Source organism: Parvularcula marina (assembly GCF_003399445.1).
GTDB lineage: Bacteria > Pseudomonadota > Alphaproteobacteria > Caulobacterales > Parvularculaceae > Parvularcula > Parvularcula marina.
Genome location: NZ_QUQO01000002.1, coordinates 126,816 through 147,334 on the forward strand (window position 1 = coordinate 126,816; position 20,519 = coordinate 147,334).

The 20,519-nt window shown below is 60.3% G+C and carries 24 protein-coding genes and 1 tRNA gene; 10 read left to right on the forward strand and 15 right to left on the reverse strand.

The features are described from left to right. Positions 1-3: 3 nt before the first annotated feature. From DX908_RS14490 to DX908_RS14505, 4 genes are all read left to right on the forward strand, one after another. Positions 4-915 carry a cytochrome c1 gene (locus DX908_RS14490; RefSeq protein WP_116393208.1) on the forward strand — a complete coding sequence of 304 codons (912 nt, stop codon included), beginning with the start codon at positions 4-6 and terminating at the stop codon, positions 913-915. Then, positions 915-1,793: an S-methyl-5'-thioadenosine phosphorylase gene (locus DX908_RS14495; RefSeq protein WP_116393209.1), complete on the forward strand. Its 879-nt coding sequence runs from the start codon at positions 915-917 to the stop codon at positions 1,791-1,793. The genes DX908_RS14490 and DX908_RS14495 overlap by 1 nt, the downstream gene beginning before the upstream one ends. Before the next feature lie 105 nt (positions 1,794-1,898). Further along, positions 1,899-2,228 (forward strand): hypothetical protein, encoded by a 330-nt coding sequence (locus DX908_RS14500; RefSeq protein WP_116393210.1) that lies wholly within the window; start codon positions 1,899-1,901, stop codon positions 2,226-2,228. A gap of 158 nt (positions 2,229-2,386) precedes the next feature. After that, positions 2,387-2,461 (forward strand) — tRNA-Val (locus tag DX908_RS14505). Between the two features lie 12 nt (positions 2,462-2,473). Here DX908_RS14505 and DX908_RS14510 read toward each other — a convergent pair. Together DX908_RS14510 and DX908_RS14515 are read right to left on the reverse strand one after the other, a co-directional pair. Beyond that, complete coding sequence (locus tag DX908_RS14510; protein WP_116393211.1) at positions 2,474-3,202, reverse strand: SDR family NAD(P)-dependent oxidoreductase; 729 nt, start codon at positions 3,200-3,202, stop codon at positions 2,474-2,476. Then, a complete protein-coding gene (locus DX908_RS14515; protein ID WP_325047977.1) occupies positions 3,195-3,440 on the reverse strand; it encodes a DUF2256 domain-containing protein in 246 nt (81 codons plus the stop codon). The genes DX908_RS14510 and DX908_RS14515 overlap by 8 nt, the downstream gene beginning before the upstream one ends. A gap of 15 nt (positions 3,441-3,455) precedes the next feature. Here DX908_RS14515 and DX908_RS14520 point away from each other — a divergent pair, with 15 nt between their 5' ends. Then, positions 3,456-3,701 carry a FeoA family protein gene (locus DX908_RS14520; protein ID WP_116393213.1) on the forward strand — a complete coding sequence of 82 codons (246 nt, stop codon included), beginning with the start codon at positions 3,456-3,458 and terminating at the stop codon, positions 3,699-3,701. Further along, the gene (feoB, locus tag DX908_RS14525) at positions 3,698-5,539 is read left to right on the forward strand and encodes a ferrous iron transport protein B (RefSeq protein ID WP_116393214.1); all 1,842 of its coding nucleotides are present in this window, start codon (positions 3,698-3,700) and stop codon (positions 5,537-5,539) included. Before DX908_RS14520 ends, feoB begins: the two co-directional genes overlap by 4 nt. Here feoB and DX908_RS14530 read toward each other — a convergent pair whose 3' ends face one another. Together DX908_RS14530 and DX908_RS14535 are read right to left on the reverse strand one after the other, a co-directional pair. Further along, complete coding sequence (locus tag DX908_RS14530) at positions 5,540-6,169, reverse strand: M23 family metallopeptidase (protein ID WP_116393215.1); 630 nt, start codon at positions 6,167-6,169, stop codon at positions 5,540-5,542. It abuts the gene before it with no gap. 2 nt (positions 6,170-6,171) lie between these two features. After that, positions 6,172-6,816: a J domain-containing protein gene (locus DX908_RS14535; protein ID WP_147303822.1), complete on the reverse strand. Its 645-nt coding sequence runs from the start codon at positions 6,814-6,816 to the stop codon at positions 6,172-6,174. Between the two features lie 97 nt (positions 6,817-6,913). Here DX908_RS14535 and DX908_RS14540 point away from each other — a divergent pair, with 97 nt between their 5' ends. Beyond that, the gene (locus tag DX908_RS14540) at positions 6,914-7,183 is read left to right on the forward strand and encodes a BolA family protein (RefSeq protein WP_116393481.1); all 270 of its coding nucleotides are present in this window, start codon (positions 6,914-6,916) and stop codon (positions 7,181-7,183) included. Here the strand turns inward: DX908_RS14540 and DX908_RS14545 are convergent. Genes DX908_RS14545 through DX908_RS14560 form a run of 4 tightly spaced genes read right to left on the reverse strand, consistent with a single transcriptional unit; the run spans position 7,180 to position 11,371 of the window. Beyond that, positions 7,180-8,439 carry a TCR/Tet family MFS transporter gene (locus tag DX908_RS14545; protein ID WP_116393217.1) on the reverse strand — a complete coding sequence of 420 codons (1,260 nt, stop codon included), beginning with the start codon at positions 8,437-8,439 and terminating at the stop codon, positions 7,180-7,182. The genes DX908_RS14540 and DX908_RS14545 overlap by 4 nt on opposite strands. 6 nt (positions 8,440-8,445) lie before the next feature. Beyond that, on the reverse strand, positions 8,446-9,702 hold the full coding sequence (locus DX908_RS14550; RefSeq protein ID WP_233508731.1) for an HlyC/CorC family transporter: 1,257 nt from the start codon (positions 9,700-9,702) through the stop codon (positions 8,446-8,448). After that, positions 9,699-10,808, reverse strand: a complete 1,110-nt coding sequence (gene aroB / locus DX908_RS14555; protein ID WP_116393218.1) for a 3-dehydroquinate synthase — start codon at positions 10,806-10,808, stop codon at positions 9,699-9,701. Before aroB ends, DX908_RS14550 begins: the two co-directional genes overlap by 4 nt. Continuing rightward, positions 10,805-11,371 carry a shikimate kinase gene (locus DX908_RS14560; RefSeq protein ID WP_116393483.1) on the reverse strand — a complete coding sequence of 189 codons (567 nt, stop codon included), beginning with the start codon at positions 11,369-11,371 and terminating at the stop codon, positions 10,805-10,807. The genes aroB and DX908_RS14560 overlap by 4 nt, the downstream gene beginning before the upstream one ends. 112 nt (positions 11,372-11,483) lie before the next feature. Between DX908_RS14560 and DX908_RS14565 the strand changes: the two genes are divergently transcribed. Genes DX908_RS14565 through DX908_RS14575 form a run of 3 tightly spaced genes read left to right on the forward strand, consistent with a single transcriptional unit; the run spans position 11,484 to position 13,514 of the window. Next, complete coding sequence (locus DX908_RS14565) at positions 11,484-11,855, forward strand: fluoride efflux transporter FluC (RefSeq protein WP_158548846.1); 372 nt, start codon at positions 11,484-11,486, stop codon at positions 11,853-11,855. Then, the gene (locus tag DX908_RS14570) at positions 11,852-12,814 is read left to right on the forward strand and encodes an RluA family pseudouridine synthase (protein ID WP_116393220.1); all 963 of its coding nucleotides are present in this window, start codon (positions 11,852-11,854) and stop codon (positions 12,812-12,814) included. The genes DX908_RS14565 and DX908_RS14570 overlap by 4 nt, the downstream gene beginning before the upstream one ends. Beyond that, entirely contained in the window at positions 12,807-13,514 is a 708-nt protein-coding gene (locus DX908_RS14575; protein WP_158548848.1) for an ATP12 family chaperone protein, read from the forward strand. Before DX908_RS14570 ends, DX908_RS14575 begins: the two co-directional genes overlap by 8 nt. A 94-nt stretch (positions 13,515-13,608) precedes the next feature. Here DX908_RS14575 and alr read toward each other — a convergent pair whose 3' ends face one another. From alr to DX908_RS14600, 7 genes are all read right to left on the reverse strand, one after another. Continuing rightward, positions 13,609-14,709: an alanine racemase gene (gene alr, locus DX908_RS14580; RefSeq protein WP_158548850.1), complete on the reverse strand. Its 1,101-nt coding sequence runs from the start codon at positions 14,707-14,709 to the stop codon at positions 13,609-13,611. Continuing rightward, complete coding sequence (locus tag DX908_RS14585; RefSeq protein WP_116393223.1) at positions 14,706-15,398, reverse strand: 2OG-Fe(II) oxygenase family protein; 693 nt, start codon at positions 15,396-15,398, stop codon at positions 14,706-14,708. The genes alr and DX908_RS14585 overlap by 4 nt, the downstream gene beginning before the upstream one ends. Before the next feature lie 39 nt (positions 15,399-15,437). Continuing rightward, the gene (locus tag DX908_RS14590; protein ID WP_116393224.1) at positions 15,438-16,913 is read right to left on the reverse strand and encodes a replicative DNA helicase; all 1,476 of its coding nucleotides are present in this window, start codon (positions 16,911-16,913) and stop codon (positions 15,438-15,440) included. A 58-nt stretch (positions 16,914-16,971) separates the two neighbouring features. After that, entirely contained in the window at positions 16,972-17,481 is a 510-nt protein-coding gene (locus tag DX908_RS16190; RefSeq protein ID WP_147303823.1) for a hypothetical protein, read from the reverse strand. A 9-nt stretch (positions 17,482-17,490) separates the two neighbouring features. Then, positions 17,491-18,072 carry a hypothetical protein gene (locus DX908_RS16365; protein ID WP_158548851.1) on the reverse strand — a complete coding sequence of 194 codons (582 nt, stop codon included), beginning with the start codon at positions 18,070-18,072 and terminating at the stop codon, positions 17,491-17,493. A 224-nt stretch (positions 18,073-18,296) separates the two neighbouring features. Next, a complete protein-coding gene (locus DX908_RS14595) occupies positions 18,297-18,920 on the reverse strand; it encodes an alpha-ketoglutarate-dependent dioxygenase AlkB (RefSeq protein WP_116393225.1) in 624 nt (207 codons plus the stop codon). Between the two features lie 153 nt (positions 18,921-19,073). Then, on the reverse strand, positions 19,074-20,519 hold the full coding sequence (locus tag DX908_RS14600; protein WP_116393226.1) for an aldehyde dehydrogenase family protein: 1,446 nt from the start codon (positions 20,517-20,519) through the stop codon (positions 19,074-19,076).

Below are 20,519 nucleotides of genomic sequence, written 5' to 3' on the forward strand. Positions count from 1 at the left end.
GAGATGCGGAAAGTACTTATCCAGCTTAGCGCTGCTCTCGTCGTTCTCGGTGGAGCGACCGCTGTCGCCGCGGAAGGGGAGACCAAGCCCCTCCTGCACCACCACTGGCATTCCGATGGGCTCTTTGGCGAATATGACAAGGCCCAGCTGCAACGCGGCTATCAGGTCTATCGCGAAGTCTGTGCCGCTTGCCACTCCATGGAACTCGTTGCCTTCCGGCATCTGGGGGACAAGGGTGGCCCGTATTATCTCGCCAAATGCCCGGAAGGTCTGGGGCTGCCGGAATCAACCGATTGTTCGAACCCGGTCCAGAACCCGATCATCAAGTCGCTGGCCGCGAGCTTTCAGGTGACGGACGGTCCGGATGATGCTGGCGACATGTTCCAGCGGCCCGGCTTGCCGGCGGATTATTTCCCGTCACCATACGAGAACAAGAACCAGGCAAAGGCTGCCAATGGCGGCGCCTATCCGCCGGATATGAGCCTTCTGGCGAAAGCCCGTCACCATGGGCCGAGCTACATCTACAGCCTGATGCTGGGTTATGAAGAGCCGCCTGCCACGATCGAAGTGCCGGCTAGCCAGTACTACAACGTGTTCTATCCGGGGGACACGAGCTCGCTCGTCAAAGAAGAGTATCTCGACGACCACGGACATATTCTCGAAGATCACGAACTGCCGCCGGGCGGCGTCTTCAAGATGGCTCCGCCGCTGTCTGAAGGGGTCATTACTTATGAGGACGGCTCGCCGGAAACGGTTGAGCAGTATGCGGCTGATGTTGCGGCCTTCCTGACATGGGCGGCCGAGCCGAAAATGGACCAGCGCAAGGCGCAGGGCCGTTTCGTGCTCCTCTTCCTGATCATCTTTGCCGGGATCGTTTATGCGAGCTACCGGCAGATCTGGCGGGACGTCCACTGATGAGCGGGGCCGCTGAGACATCCCTTGCCGTTATCGGCGGCAGTGGGCTTTATGATCTCGACGGCCTCGAAATCGTCGGTGAGCACGATATCGAAACGCCCTGGGGCAAGCCCTCGGACCCGATTCTCGCGGGCCGCCTTTCAGGCGTTCGGATGCTGTTCCTGCCGCGCCACGGCAAGGGCCACCGCATCCCGCCATCTGACCTCAATTACCGGGCGAATATCGCCGCGCTGAAAATGCTCGGCGCGACGGATGTTCTGTCCATCTCCGCCTGCGGATCATTCAAGGAAGAGCTAAAGCCCGGCTCCTTCGTCATCGTTGACCAGTTCATCGACCGGACGCGGGGGAGGGCATCGAGCTTTTTCGGCCCCGGTCTCGTGGCCCATGTCTCGATGGCGCATCCGGTTTGCCCCCGCCTGTCGGAGCTTGCCTTCGAAACGGTCAAGGAAATCGGTGTTGAGGTTGCATATGGCGGCACTTACCTCGCGATGGAGGGGCCGCAATTCTCGTCCCTCGCCGAATCAAAACTCTACCGCTCATGGGGCTGTGACGTCATCGGCATGACGGCGATGCCGGAAGCCAAGCTCGCCCGTGAGGCAGAGCTGCCTTATGCGCTCGTCGCTATGGTGACCGATTATGATTGCTGGCACGAGGAAGTGGGTCCGGTCGAGGTGCATAACGTCCTCGAAGTCCTCATGACCAATGCGGATCATGCCCGGAATATGCTCAAATCGCTCGCGCCGAAGATCGGTCCGGAACGCAAAGCGTGTCCGCAAGGTATTGAAAATGTTCTTGATTTTGCGCTGATCACAGCGCCGGATGCCCGTGACCCCGCGATGGTCGAGAAGCTGCGCTCGATTGCCTCGCGCGTCCTCTAAATGACCTCTTCACATTAGCCTTGCCAAAAGGTAACGTAACTCGTTGCAATGCCGCAATAATGCGGAGACAATGCACGTTGAGGGGCACCTTTAGGAGGTAAGAACATGGGTAAACTGATTGCTGCGATCGTCGTGATCGCTGCTGCTGTGGCAGCTTGGTGGTTTTTGTTCAAAGGCGACGAAGCCGAAGTGGCTGATGAGCCGGAAGCTACGGTCGAAGAGGTCGTTGAAGGCGCTGAAGAAGCCATGGAAGAGGCTGATGAAGCCATGGATGACGCCGGCGAAGCAATGGAAGACGCTGCCGGTGACATGATGGACGAAGCCGAAGAAGTCATGGACGACATGGAAGAAGCCGCAGAAGAAATGGCTGATGACATGGAAGAAGCCATGGACGAAGGCGAAGAAGAAATGATGGAAGAAGAGCCCCAGCGCTAAGCGGTTCTTGATCCATTGATTGAATGAGAAACCCGCCTTGAAAGAGGCGGGTTTTTTCATGCGCAGGCCTGATCGCATATTTTCCAAAATTGCCGCTTGAAAGGTTTGCGCGGGGTGGGTATTCCCCGCCTCTCGCAAGGGCGTCAGCCCGGCAGGATGGGCGTATAGCTCAGTGGTAGAGCACTACGTTGACATCGTAGGGGTCCCAAGTTCGAACCTTGGTACGCCCACCATCCTCCAAGTCTTCAGGGCAGTATTTCCCGACCGGCATAGTCAAAGCATTTGCCGCTGTCGGCTGGGCTGAGACCGGCGAGCACTTCGACGAGACAGTCCGCGGCTTTGTCAGGCTCAAAGAGTTTTCCTTCCGGGACATTGGCCTGAAATGGGGCGGACAGCGCCGTATCGACCGTTCCCGGATGAAGCGCGACGGCGATGGCCTCCTTGTTCACTCGCCCGGCTTCAATCGCGATATTTCGGATGAGCATATTCAGGGCAGCTTTTGAGGCGCGATAGCTATGCCATCCGCCCAGCCGATTATCGGAGATGCTGCCGACACGCGCAGAAAGCGCGGCAAATTTCAGCGGGCGTTTTTTCATGAGGGGCATCAGTGCCTTGCCGATCAGCGTCGGCAAAACGGCGTTGACCCGCATCACATCCAGAAAACGCTCGCTATCGAATTGCTGGATGCTTTTCTCTGGTCCGTGGCTCTCGTCATGCAATGTGCCGATGGCGACGATGACGAGGCCAACCTTCTCAAGCGGGAGGCCATCAAGAACGGCTGCAATGCCGCTCTCATTGGGCTCATAGTGATGGGGGAGGATACCCTCCTGGGGCTCCAGGGGACGGCGGGAGATCGCATGTACCCGGCGGTAGGTGGAAGAGCGGGCAATCGAGCGGACAAGTGCTGCACCGATCCCGCCAGAAGCGCCGAAGACGACGGCTTCGTCATATGGAGCCTGTGAGACATCACTCATGGCCGGACCTTTGTTGCCGAGATTGCTGCCGGCATCTCTGAGAGCAATATTTCACCTCGTCCCAGTCTTCGGCCCATTTTCTGCGCCAGCTGAATGGTCGTCCGCACGTCACGCAGTCCTTCTGCGGGAGATCAGCTTTCTGGACGGTTTTCCCATGACGCTTCATGCGGGAAAAATAGTCGCATGAGGCGGGTGAAACGATGCGGCATGATAGTCCATTCTTGCAAATCATTCGCATTCATGGTGAGGGCGCATGATGAATAATACGCATCGCCTTGATAGCTGGCCCAGAAGCCGTCCGGCCCGAGTGACCGGTCTCCAAACCGAAGATCAGGACCTTCTCGAAGGCCTGCAGGAGCAGGGCTTCCTTGTGGGAGCCGTGGTTGAAGTTCTCGAGAAGGGCATGTTTGGCGGAACGCCGATCTCGGTGCGGGTTGGGCGCGCCATCGTCGCTGTACGGGCTCGCGAAGCGCAGGCAGTGGAGGTCGGTGAGCTATGACAGTTCTCAATCCGGTGACGGACGATCCGATCTCTCCTGAAGCTATTGATGGCGCAGGGCCCGTCATCGCGCTGGTTGGTCCGCCCAATGCGGGCAAGTCGACCCTCTTTAACGGTCTGACCGGCGGGCGCGCCAAGGTCGGCAACTATCCGGGCGTAACGGTCGAGCTGCGCGAAGGGCGCCTCAAGGGTGGACCTGCAGCGACCATTGTCGATCTACCGGGGATCACCGGGCTTCATCCGCGTTCCGCCGATGCCCGCGTCACGGTGGAGGTGCTGGAAGGCCGTTCAAAGGTTGTACCGCAGCCGGATCTTCTGATCGCTGTCATCGATGCGGGCCAGCTCCGCCGCCAGTTGCCTTTCATTGGCATGCTGACGGGGCTCGGCATCCCGATGATCGTTTCGCTTAACATGTATGACTTGGCTGAGCGCGACGGGGTGAAGCTCAATCCTGAGGTGCTGAGCGCTGCGCTGGGTGTGCCGGTCGTGCCGACGACGGCACCGCGAGGCGCCGGGCGCCGAGCGCTCATGGCCGCGATTGAAGGCGGGCAGGCCGCCGTGCCGCAACCGCTGTCGCGTGAAGCCGCCGTCAGCCTTGCTGATGAGATCATCCTTGAAGAGCCGGGGCTCAACAAATTCACCAAGGCCGTCGACAGCGTCGTCCTGCATCCTGTCTTTGGCATCCTGCTGCTGCTCGGGCTGCTCTTTGTGATCTTCCAGGCGGTCTTTGCCTGGGCAGAAACACCGATGAACTGGATCGATGCCGGGGTCGCCCAGACCGCTGAGTGGGTGCAGGCGATTTTGCCCGATAACTGGTTTGAGGGGCTGATCGTTGACGGCATCATCGCCGGGGTCGGCTCGGTCATCATCTTCCTGCCCCAGATCATCATCCTCTTCTTCTTCATCCTGATCCTTGAGATGTCAGGCTATATGGCGCGGGCGGCGTTCCTTGCTGATGAGCTGATGCTCCGCACGGGGCTCAATGGCCGAGCCTTCATTCCGCTGCTCTCGAGCTTTGCCTGCGCGATCCCCGGCATGATGGCAGCAAGGACGCTCGACAATGAGCGCGACCGGCTGACGACGATCCTTGTTGCCCCGCTGATGACCTGCTCGGCACGACTGCCGGTCTATACGGTGCTGATCGGGGCTTTCGTTCCCGCGACCAAGGTCGGGCCGTTCGGCACGCAAGGGCTCGTCATGTTCGGGCTTTATATCGCTGCCATCATCTTCGGCGTGCTGGTTGCCTTCGTTCTGCGCAAGACCGTGACCAAGGGCGGCACACAGCATCTCCTGATGGAGCTGCCGACCTATAAGCGGCCGCATGTCACCGAGCTTTTCCTTGGCCTGTGGCAGCGCTCAAAGATCTTCCTGCGGCGCGCCGGTACGGTGATCTTCACCGTCTCGGTTATCCTGTGGTTCCTGCTCAGTTATCCCTCGAACGAGATCCGTGAGAGTTATGCGGGCAAGCTCGGCTCGATCCTTGAGCCGATCTTCAAGCCCATCGGCTTCACTCTCGAAATGGTGATTGCGCTCGTCCCCGGCATTGCCGCGCGGGAAGTTGCGGTCGGCGCGCTCGGCACGGTCTATGCCGTTCAGAATGCGGATGAAGAACTGGGGCAGATGTCAGATGTCCTGGCGTCCGAATGGACACTAGCCCCGGCGCTCGCTTTCCTCGCCTGGTATGTTTTCGCCCCGCAATGCATCTCGACCATCGCGGTCGCGCGGCGCGAGACCAACTCGGCGAAATGGACCTGGTTCATGGTGATCTATCTTTTCGCGCTGGCCTATATCGCTGCGGGGATCACTTACTGGACGACGATCGCGCTGGGCGGCAGCTGATCAGCGATCACGCAAAGCCGCCTTGGCTTTCAGATCATAGCGGATCTGGTGCGGAGTGCGGCCCTGCCATGCGCCGATATGGACATGCGGGCTGCGTGAGAAGCCGTTATTGGCGACGACAGCAAAGGGCTCGCCGGCCTTGATGTCGTCATTCACATTGACCGTGATCGAGCCGACATGAGCAATCAGTACACGTAAGCCGTCACTGTTCTCGAAGACGACGAAGCCGGCCGGCGGCTCACCGGGAAATCCCGGCTCATTCTCTCCATCCTCACGAGGCGAGACACGGGTCACTTTGCCGTTAAAGGGGGCCAGTACCGGCACCTTCCACGTGAACCAGTCGCCATTGGTCCGGCCGTCCGTGGCAAAGGAACGGGAAAAGGCGCGGCCTTCTTCGTTGGAGACAACTTGCGTGACGAAACAGTCGCTGCCCAGCGCATCGCCGAGCGACAGGAGCTGTCCGGCCCAGTGCTCTGTGCAGGCATATTCTGCGGCAAAGGGGGGATGGATCACGACCTCAGGAATCGGACCTTCGAATTCCTCGAGGCTCAACGAGCCGGCGCTCGTGCAGGCACACACCAGCGCCGAGATCCCAAACATCAGGCCTCGGCTGGCGAGCTTGCCCGTCATGCTCAGATGAAGTTCGCTTTTTTGAGAAGCTGGTGCGCCTTGATGACGTCCTGCAACTGGTTTTCCGCCGAGCGGTCCCCTTCATTCGAGTCAGGGTGGAAGCGCTTGACCAGCTCCGCATAGCGTTTTCGGATCTCCGCCGAGGAAGCCGTCGGCTTGAGGTTCATTGTACGGAAGGCCTGCACCTGCAGCCGGGTCAGGCGGCGGCCTTCGCGATAGACGCCATCATCGATATTGCTGCGGCGTTCTTCGCCGAGACCCATTTGCTCGTCGATTGCATCCTTGGCGCCGCCCATCGCTGCACGGGCGGCAGCGGAGGCGCGGCCGTTCTTGGACATCTTCCAGGTCGGCCGGTCACCATAGCGGGCCTGATCGCGCAAGGCCGCTGCCTGAGCGTCGGTTTTTCCTTCGAAGAAGTTCCAGTTCTTGTTGTGCTCGCGCGCATGAGCGGTGCACAGCCAGAGAAATTCGTTCGGTGCGTCGGGCGATTTAGGCACCTTGACGGCAGCCTTGTCCTCGCACTCATCATGCTCGCAAACCCGCTGCTCGGCGTCCTGATCGACACGCCGGGTCTTGCGGGCGCCCTTGGTGGGCTTCACACGAATGTCGAACCCCATCCGGGGCTTGTACCTGTAATCGGTGGCCATTTCGCAATTATGGCGATTGCGAAGAGGGATCGCCAGACTTGACAGAAAAGCCAATCGGGTGCCCTCTAAGCGATTTTCTTTTTATGGAGCCGAATTCATGTCCGTGGCCGAAACCATCCGCGAGAAACTGACCGCCGCATTCGCGCCTCTCAAGCTCGAGGTGGTCGATCAGAGCCATCTTCATGCGGGACATGCAGGCGCGCGGCCCGAGGGTGAGACGCATTTCCGCGTGCGAATCATTTCCGAGGCTTTTGCGGGGCTGTCCCGTGTTGAGACACAGCGGGCCGTGAACAAGGCGCTGGCGGATGAAATCGCAGGGCCCGTCCATGCGCTGGCGATTGACGCGAGGCCCCCCGAAGAGGGTTAGATCATCGCGCGTTCTTCTTCGGTCTTCTCGATGATCTTCCTTGTCGTGAGGAAGAAGATGATTCCCGAAATGAAGATCAGGACCGCCGAAAGCGCGAAAGGCGCGCCGGGGAAATCGCGGCCGGTGCCGGGCTCGGTGAAATAGGCGAAGAGCTTGCTCATCATCAGTGGGCTGAAGGCCATGGAAATGCTCATCAGGCAGGCAATCGCCCCCTGTAGCTCGCCCTGCGCATCGGGCGGGGTGGCCTCCGACATTTTCGACTGCATGCCCGGCATCATGAAGCCGCCGAGTGCGCCGATCGTGACCCACACGAACACCCATTCGCCGCTGGGGGTGAAGAAGGCATAGCCGATGAAGGACGCGGTCATCGACGCCATGCCGATGAGGACCGCTTTTACATCCCCGATCAGGGGCACGACTTTGCGGATCAGCCCGCCCTGTACGATGGCGGCAGTCACCCCGACATAAGCGAGCGAGAGGCCAATCTGGCTCTGGCTCCAGCCGAACTTCACGCCGGCAAAGAACGCCCAGATGCCGGGCAGGGAGTAATGCGCGACCTGCATGATGAAATAGGCGGTGAGCACGCCAGCGAGGAGCGGGCGGCTGCCGACCGTAAAGAGCCCCCCAAAGGGGTTGGCGCGGCGCCAGTCGAATTTGCGGCGGCGCTCTTCGGTCAGAGTCTCGGGAAAGACGAAATAGCCGAAAATGAAATTCGACATGATGACCGCGCTGGCAAGAAAGAACGGCGCACGGACCCCGAAGTGATCGCCGACAAATCCGCCGAGTGCCGGTCCGATGATGAAGCCAAGCCCGAACGCGGCGCCCAGAATGCCGAAATTCGCGGCGCGCTTATCCGGCGGGGTGATGTCCGCGATGAAGGCGTTGGCGGTCGAATATGTGGCGGCTGTTGCGCCGGAGAGGAGCCGGCCAGCAAAGAGCCACGCATAGGTCGGGGCAATCGCCATCAGAAGGAAGTCGAGCGAATAGGCAAAGAGCGAGACGAGGATCACGGGCCTGCGCCCGAACCGGTCCGAGAGGGCCCCCAGTATCGGTGACATGACGAACTGCATCCCCGCATAGGCGAACAGCAGAACGCCATTGAGTTCCGCTGCATGGCTTTTCGTCTCGCCTGTCAGCTCGACCAGCAGGTCAGGCATCACGGGCATAATTATGCCAAGCCCGACAAGGCTCAGAAACACCGTGATGAAGACAAATAGCATGGCGCGGCCGTCAGGCTTGGGCGCGGGGCGAAACATCAGGGATCAGGCCTCCACAGGTACGATCTTGAGGGAGGTGACCTGGTTCCGGCGTTTCTTGAGGACCTCGAAACGGTAGCCGAAGAAAGAGAAGACCTGCCCGACATCAGGGATACAGCGTCCCTCATGGATCACAAGCCCCGCAATGGTGACGGCTTCCTCATCGGGCAAACGCCAGTCCATCATGCGGTTGAGATCGCGAATGGTGACGGTGCCGTCGACCGTGACCGAGCCATCGGGCTGTTTGCGGACACCGACGACGGGCGCGTCATATTCGTCTTCGATCTCGCCGACGATTTCCTCGAGAATGTCCTCGAGCGTCACAAGACCCTGCAACGCACCATATTCATCGACGATGAGGGCAAAGTGCTGCTGGTTCGCCTTGAAGGCATCGAGCTGTTCCTGAAGCGTCGTCGTCTCCGGCACGAAATAGGGCTCCATGGCGAGGGCCTGCATGTCGATCCGGTCGGGCGCATTCTCATTCGCCCAGAGCGCGCGCAGGAGGTCTTTGGCGTGCAAAACCCCGATAATGTTGTCCGGCTCATCCTTATAAAGAGGGATCCGCGTGTGCTTTGACTGGAGTACCGCCTCGATAATCTCGCGATTATCCGTGTCGATATCGAGCATCTCGATATTCTTGCGGTGGATCATGATCTCCTCGACCTCGATATCGTCGAGTTCGAGCGCACCGCGGATGATGTCGCGGGCTTCCTTCTCCATCGAGCCTTCTTCGTGGTGAAGGTCGATCGCGCCTTTGAGTTCCTCATGCGCGGAGAGGACCGGCTGGTTCGAGACATCAAGCCCGAAGGCTTTGAGCGTATTGCGCACGATGAACTGCACGACGGCGGTGACCGGCGCGAAGATCCGCACAAGGACGCTCATTGGCCGTGAGACGACCATGGCAAAGCTTTCAGGCCCCGCAATGGCGGCCGTCTTAGGCAGGACTTCGGCAAAGACGAGGACGAGGATTGTCATCACGGCGGTGGCAATCGCCACGCCAGCCCCGCCGGGGAAGAGGCTCGCAAAAAGGCTGGTCGCCAGTGCTGAGGCGAGGATGTTCACAAGGTTGTTGCCGAGAAGGATCGCGCCGATCAGCCGCTCTTTATCTTCGGTCAGCTTGATGACGGAGGTTGCAGCTGCGCTGCCCTTTTGTTCAAGCGAGCGCATCCGTGCGCGGGAGGTGGCGGTCAGCGCTGTCTCCGAGCCGGAGAAGAAGGCGGAGAAACAGAGCAGCGAAGCGATAAGAATAATGGTCAGGGTCATGAGGGCTGGATGCCGGGCTCTTGCTTGAGGAAGGAAAGGAGATGGTCGGGGTCAACGTCGTCGGTGATGTAGGTATCGCCTATGCCGCGGGCGAGGATAAGTTTGAGGCGTCCACCGACATTCTTTTTATCTTGCCCCATCCAGGAGAGGAGCGCCTCTGCGGTGCCCTTCGCGCCCGGATGATCAGCAAGACTTGCGGGCATGCCGGCGGATTTCAGATGTGCCTCGACACGGCCGGTATCCTGTCCAGGACAGCGCCCGAGCGCCGTCGAATAACGGAACGCCATGGCCATGCCGATGGCGACCCCTTCGCCATGAAGGACATCACCGCCATAGCCAGCCTCAGCCTCGATAGCGTGGCCGAACGTATGGCCGAGATTAAGGAGCGCACGGACGCTCGCTTCCTGCTCATCGGCGGCAACAAGGCGCGCTTTCTCTCGGCAGGAGGTTTCGATCGCGCGGGTCACGGCCAGCGGATCAAGCTCAAGAATGTCCTTATACGCTGTTTCCAGCCAGCCGAAGAATACCTCATCGCCGAGCAGGCCGTATTTGAGGACTTCCGCATATCCGGCCTTCAGCTCCCGTTCGGGCAGGGTCTTGAGAAGATCCGTGTCGATGATGACGAGTTTGGGTTGGTAGAAAGCGCCGACAAGGTTCTTGCCGGCTGCCGAATTGATCGCGGTCTTGCCGCCGACCGAGCTGTCGACTTGGGCCAGAAGGGTGGTCGGCACCTGCACGAACTGGCAGCCGCGCTTGAGGGTTGCCGCGCAGAACCCCGCAAGGTCGCCGACGACGCCGCCGCCAAAAGCGATGATCGTGCCGTCACGCCCCAGATCCGCTGCCAGCAGCGCCTCCATGACGCGCTCATAGGAAGCAAAGCTTTTGGAGGCTTCGCCGGAGGGCACCGTGATGACGGGCACGTCGCCTGTGACGGCGAGCAGCGCGTCCTTGTGCAGCCCCCAGACTTTCTCATCGGCGATGATGGCGGGCTGGCCCTTGCCGATGATGCCGGTCAGTCGCTCCGCCGTTGCGGAGAGGGCGCCAGTGCCGATGACGATGTCATAGCTGCGAGGCCCCAGCGCGACATTTACGGTGGTCAGTGTCATTTGTTCGATCCCCGCCGCTGGAAGACGGCCAGTTTCTTCAGGATACGGTCGACCGTCCGGTTATGCGGCCCTTCCATACTGTCGACGGCCAGATCGGCCTTTGCATAGGTCGGCGCGCGCTCTTTGAGGAGATTTTCGAGGATCTCACGCGGATCCCCGTTCTGCAGAAGCGGCCGGGTGTTCCTCAACGCCGTACGTTTGACGAGAAGGTCGAGATCGGCGCGCAGCCAGACGGAGATCGCCTTCTCCTTCACCAGCGCGCGGGTCTCGTCATTCATGAAGGCGCCGCCGCCGGTGGCGAGCACATGAGGCGGGCCGGAGAGGAGCCGCTCAATGACTTTCCGCTCGCCATCGCGGAAGGCGGGCTCGCCATAGGTCTCGAAGAATTCCGAGATCCGCATATTGGCGGCCTTCTCGATTTCCTCATCTGCATCATAGAAGGGCACGCGCAGTTTCGAGGCCAGCCGCCGGCCGACGGTCGTCTTGCCGACCCCCATCAGTCCAACGAGGACGATAGGCCGGTTAATCCGCAAGGAGGAGGGACGGGTAAGTGAAGGAATCATCGAAAAAGGCAGGTCTCCGGGCACGTTGATAGCTGACCCGTTTGGGGAGCGCAAAGGGCGAGGGCCAATCTGGCCAGCCGCAGCCGAAGCGGCTATGGCCGCCGCCATGAACATGGCTTCTTTACTTGCAGTTGGCGCAGGCGGCGCAATTGGTGCGATGGCGCGCTACGCGGTCCATCGCGGTCTTTCGGCCTGGCATGGCGCGGAGGCGGCGTGGTCGACGCTCGGCGTCAATGTCGCGGGCTCGCTCGCGCTCGGGCTGGCAGCGGGGCTTTTGTCGAACAAGGATAGCGCCGTCGCGCTCTTCATCATGATGGGGATCTGCGGCGCGTTCACGACCTTCTCGACCTTCGCGCTCGATATTGTGGTCTTGTTCCGGGACCGAGGGATCGGGATCGCCGCGCTTTATATGGCGCTGTCGGTATCCTTATCGGTGATGGCGTTCCTTCTCGGGCTCCTGATGTCGCGGGGGTCTCTGTCTTGAGCGGCGTACAGAACATCACGGTGAAGGAAGCCGATTCGGGCCAGCGCCTTGATCGCTGGTTCAAGCAGCATTTCCCCGCGCTCGGCCATGGCCAGCTGCAAAAGCTCCTGCGCAAGGGGCAGGTGCGTGTCGATGGGGGCCGAGCGAAGGCTGACCGACGGGTTGAGGCGGGCGAGGTGATCCGCATTCCGCCGCTCGAGGAAAAAGCCGCGCGGCCACCCAAAGCCAAATCCGCACCAGATGCCGAGGACAAGGCCTTTGTCCGCTCGCTGGTCCTGTTTGAAGACCGGGACATCCTTGTCCTGAACAAACCCTTCGGGCTGGCCGTGCAGGGCGGGGCGAAGACGACCCGGCATATCGACGGCATGCTCGGCGCCTTTGGTGAGGGCGAGGACCGGCCGCGGCTCGTCCACCGGCTCGACCGTGATACGGGCGGGGTGCTGGTGCTCGCCAAATCGCGCAAATCGGCGGCCTTCCTGATGGAGGCATTTCAGAAACACCGTGTCCTCAAGACCTATTGGGCGCTGACAAGCGGTGTGCCGCAGCCTGACAAAGGCCGGATCGATATGGCGCTTGAGAAAAGCGGCGCCGAGGGCCGCGAGAAAATGCGCGGCACGAAAGACGGCAAAAAGGCGCTGACGGATTATCAGGTGGTCGAGACGGCGGGACAGAAGGCAGCCTTTGTCGCCCTTCGCCCCCATACCGGGCGGACCCACCAGATCCGGGTGCATCTCTCCGCGCTCAACACGCCGATTGTCGGTGACCGGAAATATGGCGGCGAGCATGCCGTGATGGAGGGGCTTGCCCACAAGATGCATCTTTTCTGCCGGGAGATGATCGTGCCGCGTCCGGGCGGACGCCCCGTCACGCTGACCGCGCCGCTGACCGGGCATATGGATGAGACGTGGAAGCTTTTCTCCTTTGAGCAGCCCGAAGCTTTGGAATGGCCCGATGAGTGAGAGTAAACCCAAACGGTTCTATACGGATGTTACCTTAAGCGAGGGCGAGGGGGGATATCTGATCGCCCTTGATGGCCGGATAGCGAAAACCGCCGGACGTGCTCCACTTGGCGCCCCACAAAAACCGCTGGCCGAGGCGATTGCGGCTGAATGGACAGCGCAGGATGAAGTGATCGATCTTGCGACCATGCCGCTGACCCGGCTTCAGGGCTTTGCGCTTGATGGCGGGGCGGCGGGCCGGACGCAATGGACGGACACGGTGCTTTCTTATCTGGGCTCGGATCTTCTTTGCTACCGCGCGCCGGATGCGGAGCTTGCCAAGCGTCAGGCCGATCTCTGGCAACCCGTGCTCGATCGGCTGGGCGCGCGTTGGGGCGAGCGCTTTACCGTGACCGAAGGGATCATGGCGGTCGAGCAGCCCGACGGGCTCAAACGCTGTGCCGGGGAGCGGTTGTCCCAGCTTGCCGCCGGGGAGCTTTACGCAGTCAAACTGCTGACCGAGATCACGGGCTCCGCCGCGCTGGCGTTCGCGCTTGAGGGCGGGGAGGCGAATGCCGAAGAGGTCTTTGCGGCGGCGCGTCTCGATGAGACGTATCAGGAAGAAAAATGGGGCGTCGATGAAGAAGCCGCCGCACGTGCCGCCAATATCCGCCGGGATTTTGATGACGTGGTGCGGTTTCTGGAATTGAGCCGCGCCTAACGCCTCGCCCTTCGAGGCTCGCTTCGCTCGCACCTCAGGGTGAGGCTGTCCTCATTCTGAGATGGCCGAAGGGCCCTCGAAGAACGAGGACCAATTACATCGTATAGACGCGCTCGACGCGGTTACCGACGGCGGTGAGAAGCTCATAGCCGATGGTGTCAGCAAGCCCTGCCAGCCGGTCGAGTTTTATGTGCTCGCCGAAAAGCTCCGCCCTGTCGCCGGGGGAGATGGGCGCTGGCGCATCGGTGATATCGATGGTGACAAGGTCCATCGAGACAATGCCCGCCACGGGGCATTCTGCACCGCCGAGCCAGACGACGCCCTTATTGCTCAGGGCACGCATATATCCATCGGCATAGCCTGCGCCGATTGTTGCCAGCCGCGAGGGGCGTTTCGCCGTCCATGTGCCGCCATAGCCTGCGGTCTCGCCGGGGGTAACCTCGCGGGTCATGATGACGGGGGCGGTAAAGCTCGCCACGGATTCAAGCGCATGGTCAGGGTTGCCGTCCGGCGCGCCACCATAAAGCGCGTAGCCGGGGCGCACGACCTGCTGGGCGGCAGGCAGGTCCATCATCAGCCCGCCAGAATTCGAAAGACTGAACCGCGCCTGCGGATAGGCGGCCTCAAGCGCGCCCGACCATTTGGCAAAAAGCTCCGCCTGCGCCGCATTCTCCTTCGCCGCCGGCTCGCCCGCATGGGAGAGGTGCATGACGACCAGCGTGATGCTGTGCGGATCAAGCCCGGCAGAGGCGGGCAGGGCCAGCGCCTCGTCAATCGACATGCCGAGCCGGTTCATCCCGATATCAAGCGCGATGCCGCAAGGGCCCCCGCCGCTTTCCTGCCATGCGCGAGCCTGAGCGGGCGAAGAGAGGACCGGCGTTGCCTCCCATTCGGCGCGGCGCGGCTCCCCGGCATAGCCGTTCAGCGCATAGACCGTGATCTCCTGGCCTGACCGGCCACTGGTCAGCATCAGGCTCGTTGCCTCGGCAAAGGTCGCGACAAAGATCGTGCGGACATTTTTGTGCGTGTAAAGATAATCGGTAACTGGCGTTCTGACCTGACTGCCAATCCCGTAAGCATCGGCCTTCAGAACCGGCGCGACTTCGGCGTCCCCGGCATGGGACTGGAGGGCATCGAAATTGCGGCCCATGGCGGCCAGATCGACCGTCAGCCGGGCAAGGGGGGAGGCGGTCACGAAGGCTCTCCTGCGCGAAACCATCCGGTCACGGACAGCCTGTCGGCTCCTGCAAAGGGCGTCACATAGGTCACTGAATGGATATGCCGGACATTGAACATCGACAAAATATTCCAGCCCGGCGCCCAGGCATCTCGCGGGCGGCCATCATTCTCAAAGAACTGCAGAAGCCCGCCCCAGTCAGGATGCCAGTTTTTCGTGAGACTGAGGACATAGGCAATCCGGCGCTGCTGGCCGCCGGGGTCATCCTTGTGCCGGGTCAGAAAATGCCCGCCGCGATAGCGCGTCGCCTGCCCATCGGCATGTGTGATGTCGGTGATGCCTGTCAGCTCGCGCACCCGCTCCAGCGTTTCGGGCGCATTGATCCGTGCAAGGATGCCCTGCATCGCGGGGTCCGATGAACCGGCGAGCTGGTGGCCATCATATAAAAAGCCCGAGCCATGCCCGGCATCTTTGTAGACATCCCTGATCAATTGCGTTCGCTGCTCCGGCGTCATGCTGGAGATATCGCCCTCGCCGAGGGCAACACCCTGACCATTCCGGGCCAGCATTGTGGCAAAGCTCGCATGGCTGAGCAGACCGTGGATGTCTTCGGCCAGCGCTTCGGGCAGGGCGCCCGGCAGGCGCAGGCGGTCATCGACCGCAAAGCGGGCTTTCTGCTCTTCCCAGTCTTCTCGTGGTGCAAACATGTCCCGTTCAAAGCGCCGACCGGGGATCGGCGCAAGGGCCTACATGCCCGGATCGGGATAGTGGTCTTCCTGCGCAAGGTCGCCAAAGCGGGTGCGCTTGGCGTCGAAGGCCAGCTTAACCGAGCCGATGGGACCGTGACGCTGCTTGCCGAGGATGACCTCGCCCTGACCCATGACCTGGCTGATCTGCTCCTGCCATTCGATATGCTCGGGCGTGTTCTCCTTGGGCTCCTGACGGCCAAGGTAGTATTCCTCGCGATAGACGAACATCACGACGTCGGCGTCCTGCTCGATCGAGCCCGATTCCCTCAGGTCGGAGAGCTGGGGGCGCTTGTCCTCTCGGGCCTCAACCTGCCGCGACAGCTGGGAGAGGGCGAGGATCGGCACGTTCAGTTCCTTGGCCAGCGCCTTCATGCCGGTCGTGATCTCGGTCAGCTCCTGCACCCGGTTCTCGCCGGCCTTTTTGGAGCCCGAGAGAAGCTGGAGGTAGTCGATGACAAGAAGGCCAAGGCCGTGCTGGCGCTTGAGGCGCCGGGCACGGGCGGCGACCTGCCCGATGGAAAGGCCGCCCGTATCGTCAATATGCAGCGGCAGATCATTGAGCTCCCGCGCGGCGTCATAAATGCGCTCGAAATCGGCCTGATCGATATCGCCCCGGCGGATACGCTCGGAGGGCACGCCAGAGAATTCCGACAGGATCCGGCCGGCGAGCTGCTCGGCTGACATCTCGAGCGAGAACATGCCGACAATCGCGCCTTCCTTTGCCTTGATCGTGCCGTCAGGCAGCGTCTCCGGCACATAGGCGCGGGCAGCGTTCACCGCGATATTGGTGGCAAGCGCTGTCTTCCCCATGGAGGGACGCCCGGCGAGGATGATGAGGTCGGAGGGGTGAAGGCCACCCATTTTCTGGTCGAGATCGCGAAAGCCCGATGACACCCCGGCAAGGCCGCCGCCCCGCTGATAGGCGGCATTGGTCAGCTCGATCGCGACTTTCAGCGCATTCTCGAATTTCTCAAAGCCCGAGCCATAACGGCCGGTCTCGGCAAGGGCGTAAAGCTCGGCCTCGGCGCTGGCGAGCTGGGCTTGCGGATCCTCGTCAATATCGGCGGCGCGGGCCTTCTCGATCATGTCCGTGCCCAGACGGATGAGCCCGCGCGAGGTCGCAAGATCGAAGACGACACGGGCATAATCGGCCGCGCCCACGGTCGAGGGGACCGAGCGGGCCAGCGTCGTCAGATATTGCTCGCCGCCGACATCCTTGAAGGCCGGCTCATCGCCCAGATAGGTGTTGAGCATGACCGGTGAGGCGAGCTTCCCCTTGAGGATCAGCTTGTCGATCGCCTCATAGAGCATGGCGTGGACGGGGTCGTAGAAATGCTCGGGCTTGAGGAAGCTGGAGACCCGGTAGAAGACTTCATTGTCAAAGAGGATCGCCCCGAGCACGGCCTGTTCGGCCTCGATCGAGTAGGGGATCTTCTCTTCCTGCGGCGGGGTGAGGGCGCTTCCATCGGGCATAACCGAGTCATAGTGAGGTGATTCGGATTTCACGAGAGCGAGTTATCGACAGGGATTGTCAATCTAGCACGGCCAGCACTTGGTCCGAGGTTAGTGTCTCCTCGTAGCTTTTTGATAATTCCGTGCCGCTGAATGTGATCGTCTTCAAAAGGAAGCCATAGCCGAGGGCGGTGTCGGTTCGTTTTGTTCTTTTTAGGAGAATGGATATCGTTAGGAAGTCAGTGCCTTCGGCGCATTCAGGAATGACCTCTATGATTTTGTCAGTTGAGGGGAGGGTTAGAAAATCAGATGGTACACTGATTTTTTGTTCCTTGTGCCATATAGAAAGTGAATCGATTTCCGATTTGCTTCTCCATCCCTCAGGATGCGTTCTGACATGTGAACCTGCTATGTGAAAGCGGTAGTTCTGGCAATTGCCGGAAGAGGAGAATTGATGAACGAGCGGTGGCCTTGGGTCAGAGGTTGAGAGAGGCTGGGACATTGAAATACTTGTTTCCGACGAGCTTGCTGCACAAGCATTAGCCGAAAGGACCAAGCATATTGCTCCTATGATGATCTTAGTGTGCATGGATTTCTCTCAATCACTTGAAGTTGGACAGCTGACTAATTGCTTCATATTTTGGCCGGTTGAATTCGTAGCGATCAATCGAATTCTCGTGTTGCCCGATAATGACGCGATATCATCTAGCATTTCAATATCAAGCGCCATACTGCCGTCAGTGATATTTCCACTCGGATGGCAATGGACGACGGCCTCTACGTCAGACCACGTAATATTGTGATCTGATGGTCTATGTGTTATACTACTTTGCAATCCGTCAGTATATATACTTGTTGTCTGTAATACCCCATTTGAGTCACGATAGACAAGGAAGCCGTGCTCATTACCGTTTAAGCATTTGCTCCAGAGCTCTGGTAGTTTCGAGTTGACTATTAGTTCTACTGCTTGATTGGTCTGCTGACACGGGGTGAGTGGTCCTGTATCAGAATCGACTGGTGGATCTAGTGGAGTTGGGCCTCCTCCTCCCGGTAAACCTGATCCACCTGGATCGCCTATTGGCTCATCAGGCGAGGAAGAAGGGCATGTTTCTTCTCCATAAAGGCCTCCATCTGGATTGCTCGTACACGTATCTTCCCAGCTTTGCGATGCCATCAGCATACTAGCCATCATGATTTCTATGAACCTGTGCCCCTCCACCCCCCCCCCATCCAAATGGTTGTGCGTATCAGATTGCACAACTATTTATTCAAGGCAAGACTGTCCTGGAAGACTGGCAAGAGAGGGAGATATGCGAGGTGAATGGTCTGCCTCCATATTTGAAATGAGAATGCGATCCCAGACTAGCAGCCCCCTTCTCGCCCGGGGATGAGCGGGTACAGAGATCAGTCTCGCGTCACCCGCCGCAGGGTGAGATTGAGGCGGCCGTCAAAACCAAGGTCAGGGGCGAAGAGATCATCGGCGGGCAGGAGGCGGTCAATGCCGTGATAGAAACGCCGCGAAGGACCCGACAGAATGATGACATCGCCAGTGCCGAGAACGACGCTGCGGGTCGGCCCGCCGCGTTTGGCCCCGCCAATGCGGAAACGGGCTGGGGCACCGAGTGAAACCGACAGGATCGGGGTGTCCTGATCCTTCTCATCTGCATCGCGGTGAAGGCCCATTTTGGCCGTGTCCTGATAATGATTAAGGAGACAGCATTGTGGGGGCGGGGCGCCGGGGAGGAGGTCCGCCCAGAGTTTGCGCATTGTCGCGGGCATATCCGGCCAAGGGACGCCGACGTCGGGGTGGTGGGGCTGGTAGCGATAGCCCTGCCGGTCAGAGACCCAGCCCAATGGTCCGAAATTCATCTGGCGGACAGAGAAAGGTTGGCCGCCCGGCGTGACGGGCGAGAGCCACAGGTGTTCTGCACGGGTGAAGACATCCTGCGCCAGTTCTCTTTGGATATCGGCCTCAAGGTAGTGCGGGTAATGACGGATACCGTCGCCGAGGTCGGCAAATTGTTTCATTCAGAACCAATCTTTCTTCCCCCTGTGGGGGAAGTCCCGAGCAAAGCGAGGGGATGGGGGCGTGTCATCCCCAGATCATCGCTGGATGTTGTGCCCCCTCCGTCGGCTGCGCCGATACCTCCGCCACGGGGGAGGAAGCGCACTCTCCTTATATCACGGCGTCCTGATCGCCATCAGGCGGATTTCGGTCATGTCTTCGATGGCAAAGCGGATGCCCTCGCGGCCGAGGCCGGATTCTTTCACCCCGCCATAGGGCATGTGATCGACCCGCCAGGACGGCACATCGCCGATGATCACGCCGCCGACATCCAGCGTATCCCAAGCCTTGTGCGCCTTGTAGAGATCCCGGGTGAAGATCCCGGCTTGCAAGCCGAACTGGCTGTCATTAGTGCGGGCCAGCGCTTCGTCATAGTCCTTATACTTATCGATCACGAGGACGGGGCCGAAGGCCTCTTCGCTGACAATGTCGCAATCGGCGGGGACATTCTCAAGGATCGTCGCTTCGATGACATTGCCTTCGCGCTTGCCGCCGGTCAGGACGGTTGCGCCTTTTTCCTTTGCCTGTTCGATCCAGCTTTCGATCCGGTCGGCTTCTTTTTTCGAGATGATCGGGCCGACAAAAGTATCTTCCTTGCGCGGGTCGCCGGATTTCAGCTGACTGACTTTTTTGACAAGCGCGGCTTTTGTCTCGTCATAAAGCTCATCGCGGATGAGGCAGCGCTGGGCCGAGATGCAGCTTTGCCCTGACTGATAGAAGGCACCGAAGATGATCCGGTCAACGGCGTCGGTAATATCCCAGTCCTCGACAATGACGGCCGCATTGCCGCCCAATTCCAGAATGATCGGCTTCTTGCCGGCTTTGGCTTTGAGATCCCAGCCGACACCGGGCGAACCTGTAAAGGAGATAAGCTTGAAGCGGGGGTCTTCCGTGAACAGAGCGGCGCCTTCGCGATGCGCGGGCAGGATCGAGAACGCGCCTTTCGGCAGGTCCGTTTCGGCCAGCACTTCACCGATGATGAGCGCGCCAATCGGGGTCAGGCTCGCTGGTTTGAGGACAAAGGGGCAGCCGACAGCCAGCGCCGGGGCGACCTTATGCGCGGCAAGATTGAGGGGGAAGTTGAAGGGCGAAATGAAGGAGCACGGACCAATCGGCACGCGCTTCCACATGCCCTGATAATTGGCCGCGCGCGCAGCATTGTCGAGCGGCATGACCTCGCCATAGATGCGCTCCGCCTCGCCTGCGGCAATGCGGAAGGTTTCGATCAGGCGGGTGACTTCGCCGCGGCTGTCATTGATTGGCTTTCCTGCTTCGACGGTCAGGGCCGCGGCCAATTCGTCAAAGCGCTCGGTGAAGCGGGCGACACAATGGTCGAGCACTTCGCGGCGCTGATAGGATTTAAGGGCAGCCATCGGTTCGGCGGCGGTGACGGCATGGGCAATCGCCTCATCGATCGCCGCTTCGTCCGCCATGGCGACGCGGGTTGCGACCTCGCCTGTATATTTGTCCGTGACGTCAAGATCGGTATTGGGCTGCCGCGCCTCATTGGCGAGATAATACGGATACGTCTCTTTAAGCGAAAAGGCGGTGTCGGCAGGCAT

Bases quoted from the DNA above. Each gene is read 5' to 3' on its own strand.
- DX908_RS14490 (WP_116393208.1), top strand. From the start codon at position 4: ATGCGGAAAGTACTTATCCAGCTTAGCGCTGCTCTCGTCGTTCTCGGT.
- DX908_RS14495 (WP_116393209.1), top strand. From the start codon at position 915: ATGAGCGGGGCCGCTGAGACATCCCTTGCCGTTATCGGCGGCAGTGGG.
- DX908_RS14500 (WP_116393210.1), top strand. From the start codon at position 1,899: ATGGGTAAACTGATTGCTGCGATCGTCGTGATCGCTGCTGCTGTGGCA.
- DX908_RS14510 (WP_116393211.1), bottom strand. From the start codon at position 3,202: ATGAGTGATGTCTCACAGGCTCCATATGACGAAGCCGTCGTCTTCGGC.
- DX908_RS14515 (WP_325047977.1), bottom strand. From the start codon at position 3,440: ATGCGAATGATTTGCAAGAATGGACTATCATGCCGCATCGTTTCACCC.
- DX908_RS14520 (WP_116393213.1), top strand. From the start codon at position 3,456: ATGATGAATAATACGCATCGCCTTGATAGCTGGCCCAGAAGCCGTCCG.
- feoB (WP_116393214.1), top strand. From the start codon at position 3,698: ATGACAGTTCTCAATCCGGTGACGGACGATCCGATCTCTCCTGAAGCT.
- DX908_RS14530 (WP_116393215.1), bottom strand. From the start codon at position 6,169: ATGACGGGCAAGCTCGCCAGCCGAGGCCTGATGTTTGGGATCTCGGCG.
- DX908_RS14535 (WP_147303822.1), bottom strand. From the start codon at position 6,816: ATGGCCACCGATTACAGGTACAAGCCCCGGATGGGGTTCGACATTCGT.
- DX908_RS14540 (WP_116393481.1), top strand. From the start codon at position 6,914: ATGTCCGTGGCCGAAACCATCCGCGAGAAACTGACCGCCGCATTCGCG.
- DX908_RS14545 (WP_116393217.1), bottom strand. From the start codon at position 8,439: ATGTTTCGCCCCGCGCCCAAGCCTGACGGCCGCGCCATGCTATTTGTC.
- DX908_RS14550 (WP_233508731.1), bottom strand. From the start codon at position 9,702: ATGACCCTGACCATTATTCTTATCGCTTCGCTGCTCTGTTTCTCCGCC.
- aroB (WP_116393218.1), bottom strand. From the start codon at position 10,808: ATGACACTGACCACCGTAAATGTCGCGCTGGGGCCTCGCAGCTATGAC.
- DX908_RS14560 (WP_116393483.1), bottom strand. From the start codon at position 11,371: ATGATTCCTTCACTTACCCGTCCCTCCTCCTTGCGGATTAACCGGCCT.
- DX908_RS14565 (WP_158548846.1), top strand. From the start codon at position 11,484: ATGGCTTCTTTACTTGCAGTTGGCGCAGGCGGCGCAATTGGTGCGATG.
- DX908_RS14575 (WP_158548848.1), top strand. From the start codon at position 12,807: ATGAGTGAGAGTAAACCCAAACGGTTCTATACGGATGTTACCTTAAGC.
- DX908_RS14585 (WP_116393223.1), bottom strand. From the start codon at position 15,398: ATGTTTGCACCACGAGAAGACTGGGAAGAGCAGAAAGCCCGCTTTGCG.
- DX908_RS14590 (WP_116393224.1), bottom strand. From the start codon at position 16,913: ATGCCCGATGGAAGCGCCCTCACCCCGCCGCAGGAAGAGAAGATCCCC.
- DX908_RS16190 (WP_147303823.1), bottom strand. From the start codon at position 17,481: ATGCACACTAAGATCATCATAGGAGCAATATGCTTGGTCCTTTCGGCT.
- DX908_RS16365 (WP_158548851.1), bottom strand. From the start codon at position 18,072: ATGCTGATGGCATCGCAAAGCTGGGAAGATACGTGTACGAGCAATCCA.
- DX908_RS14595 (WP_116393225.1), bottom strand. From the start codon at position 18,920: ATGAAACAATTTGCCGACCTCGGCGACGGTATCCGTCATTACCCGCAC.
- DX908_RS14600 (WP_116393226.1), bottom strand. From the start codon at position 20,519: ATGCCTGCCGACACCGCCTTTTCGCTTAAAGAGACGTATCCGTATTAT.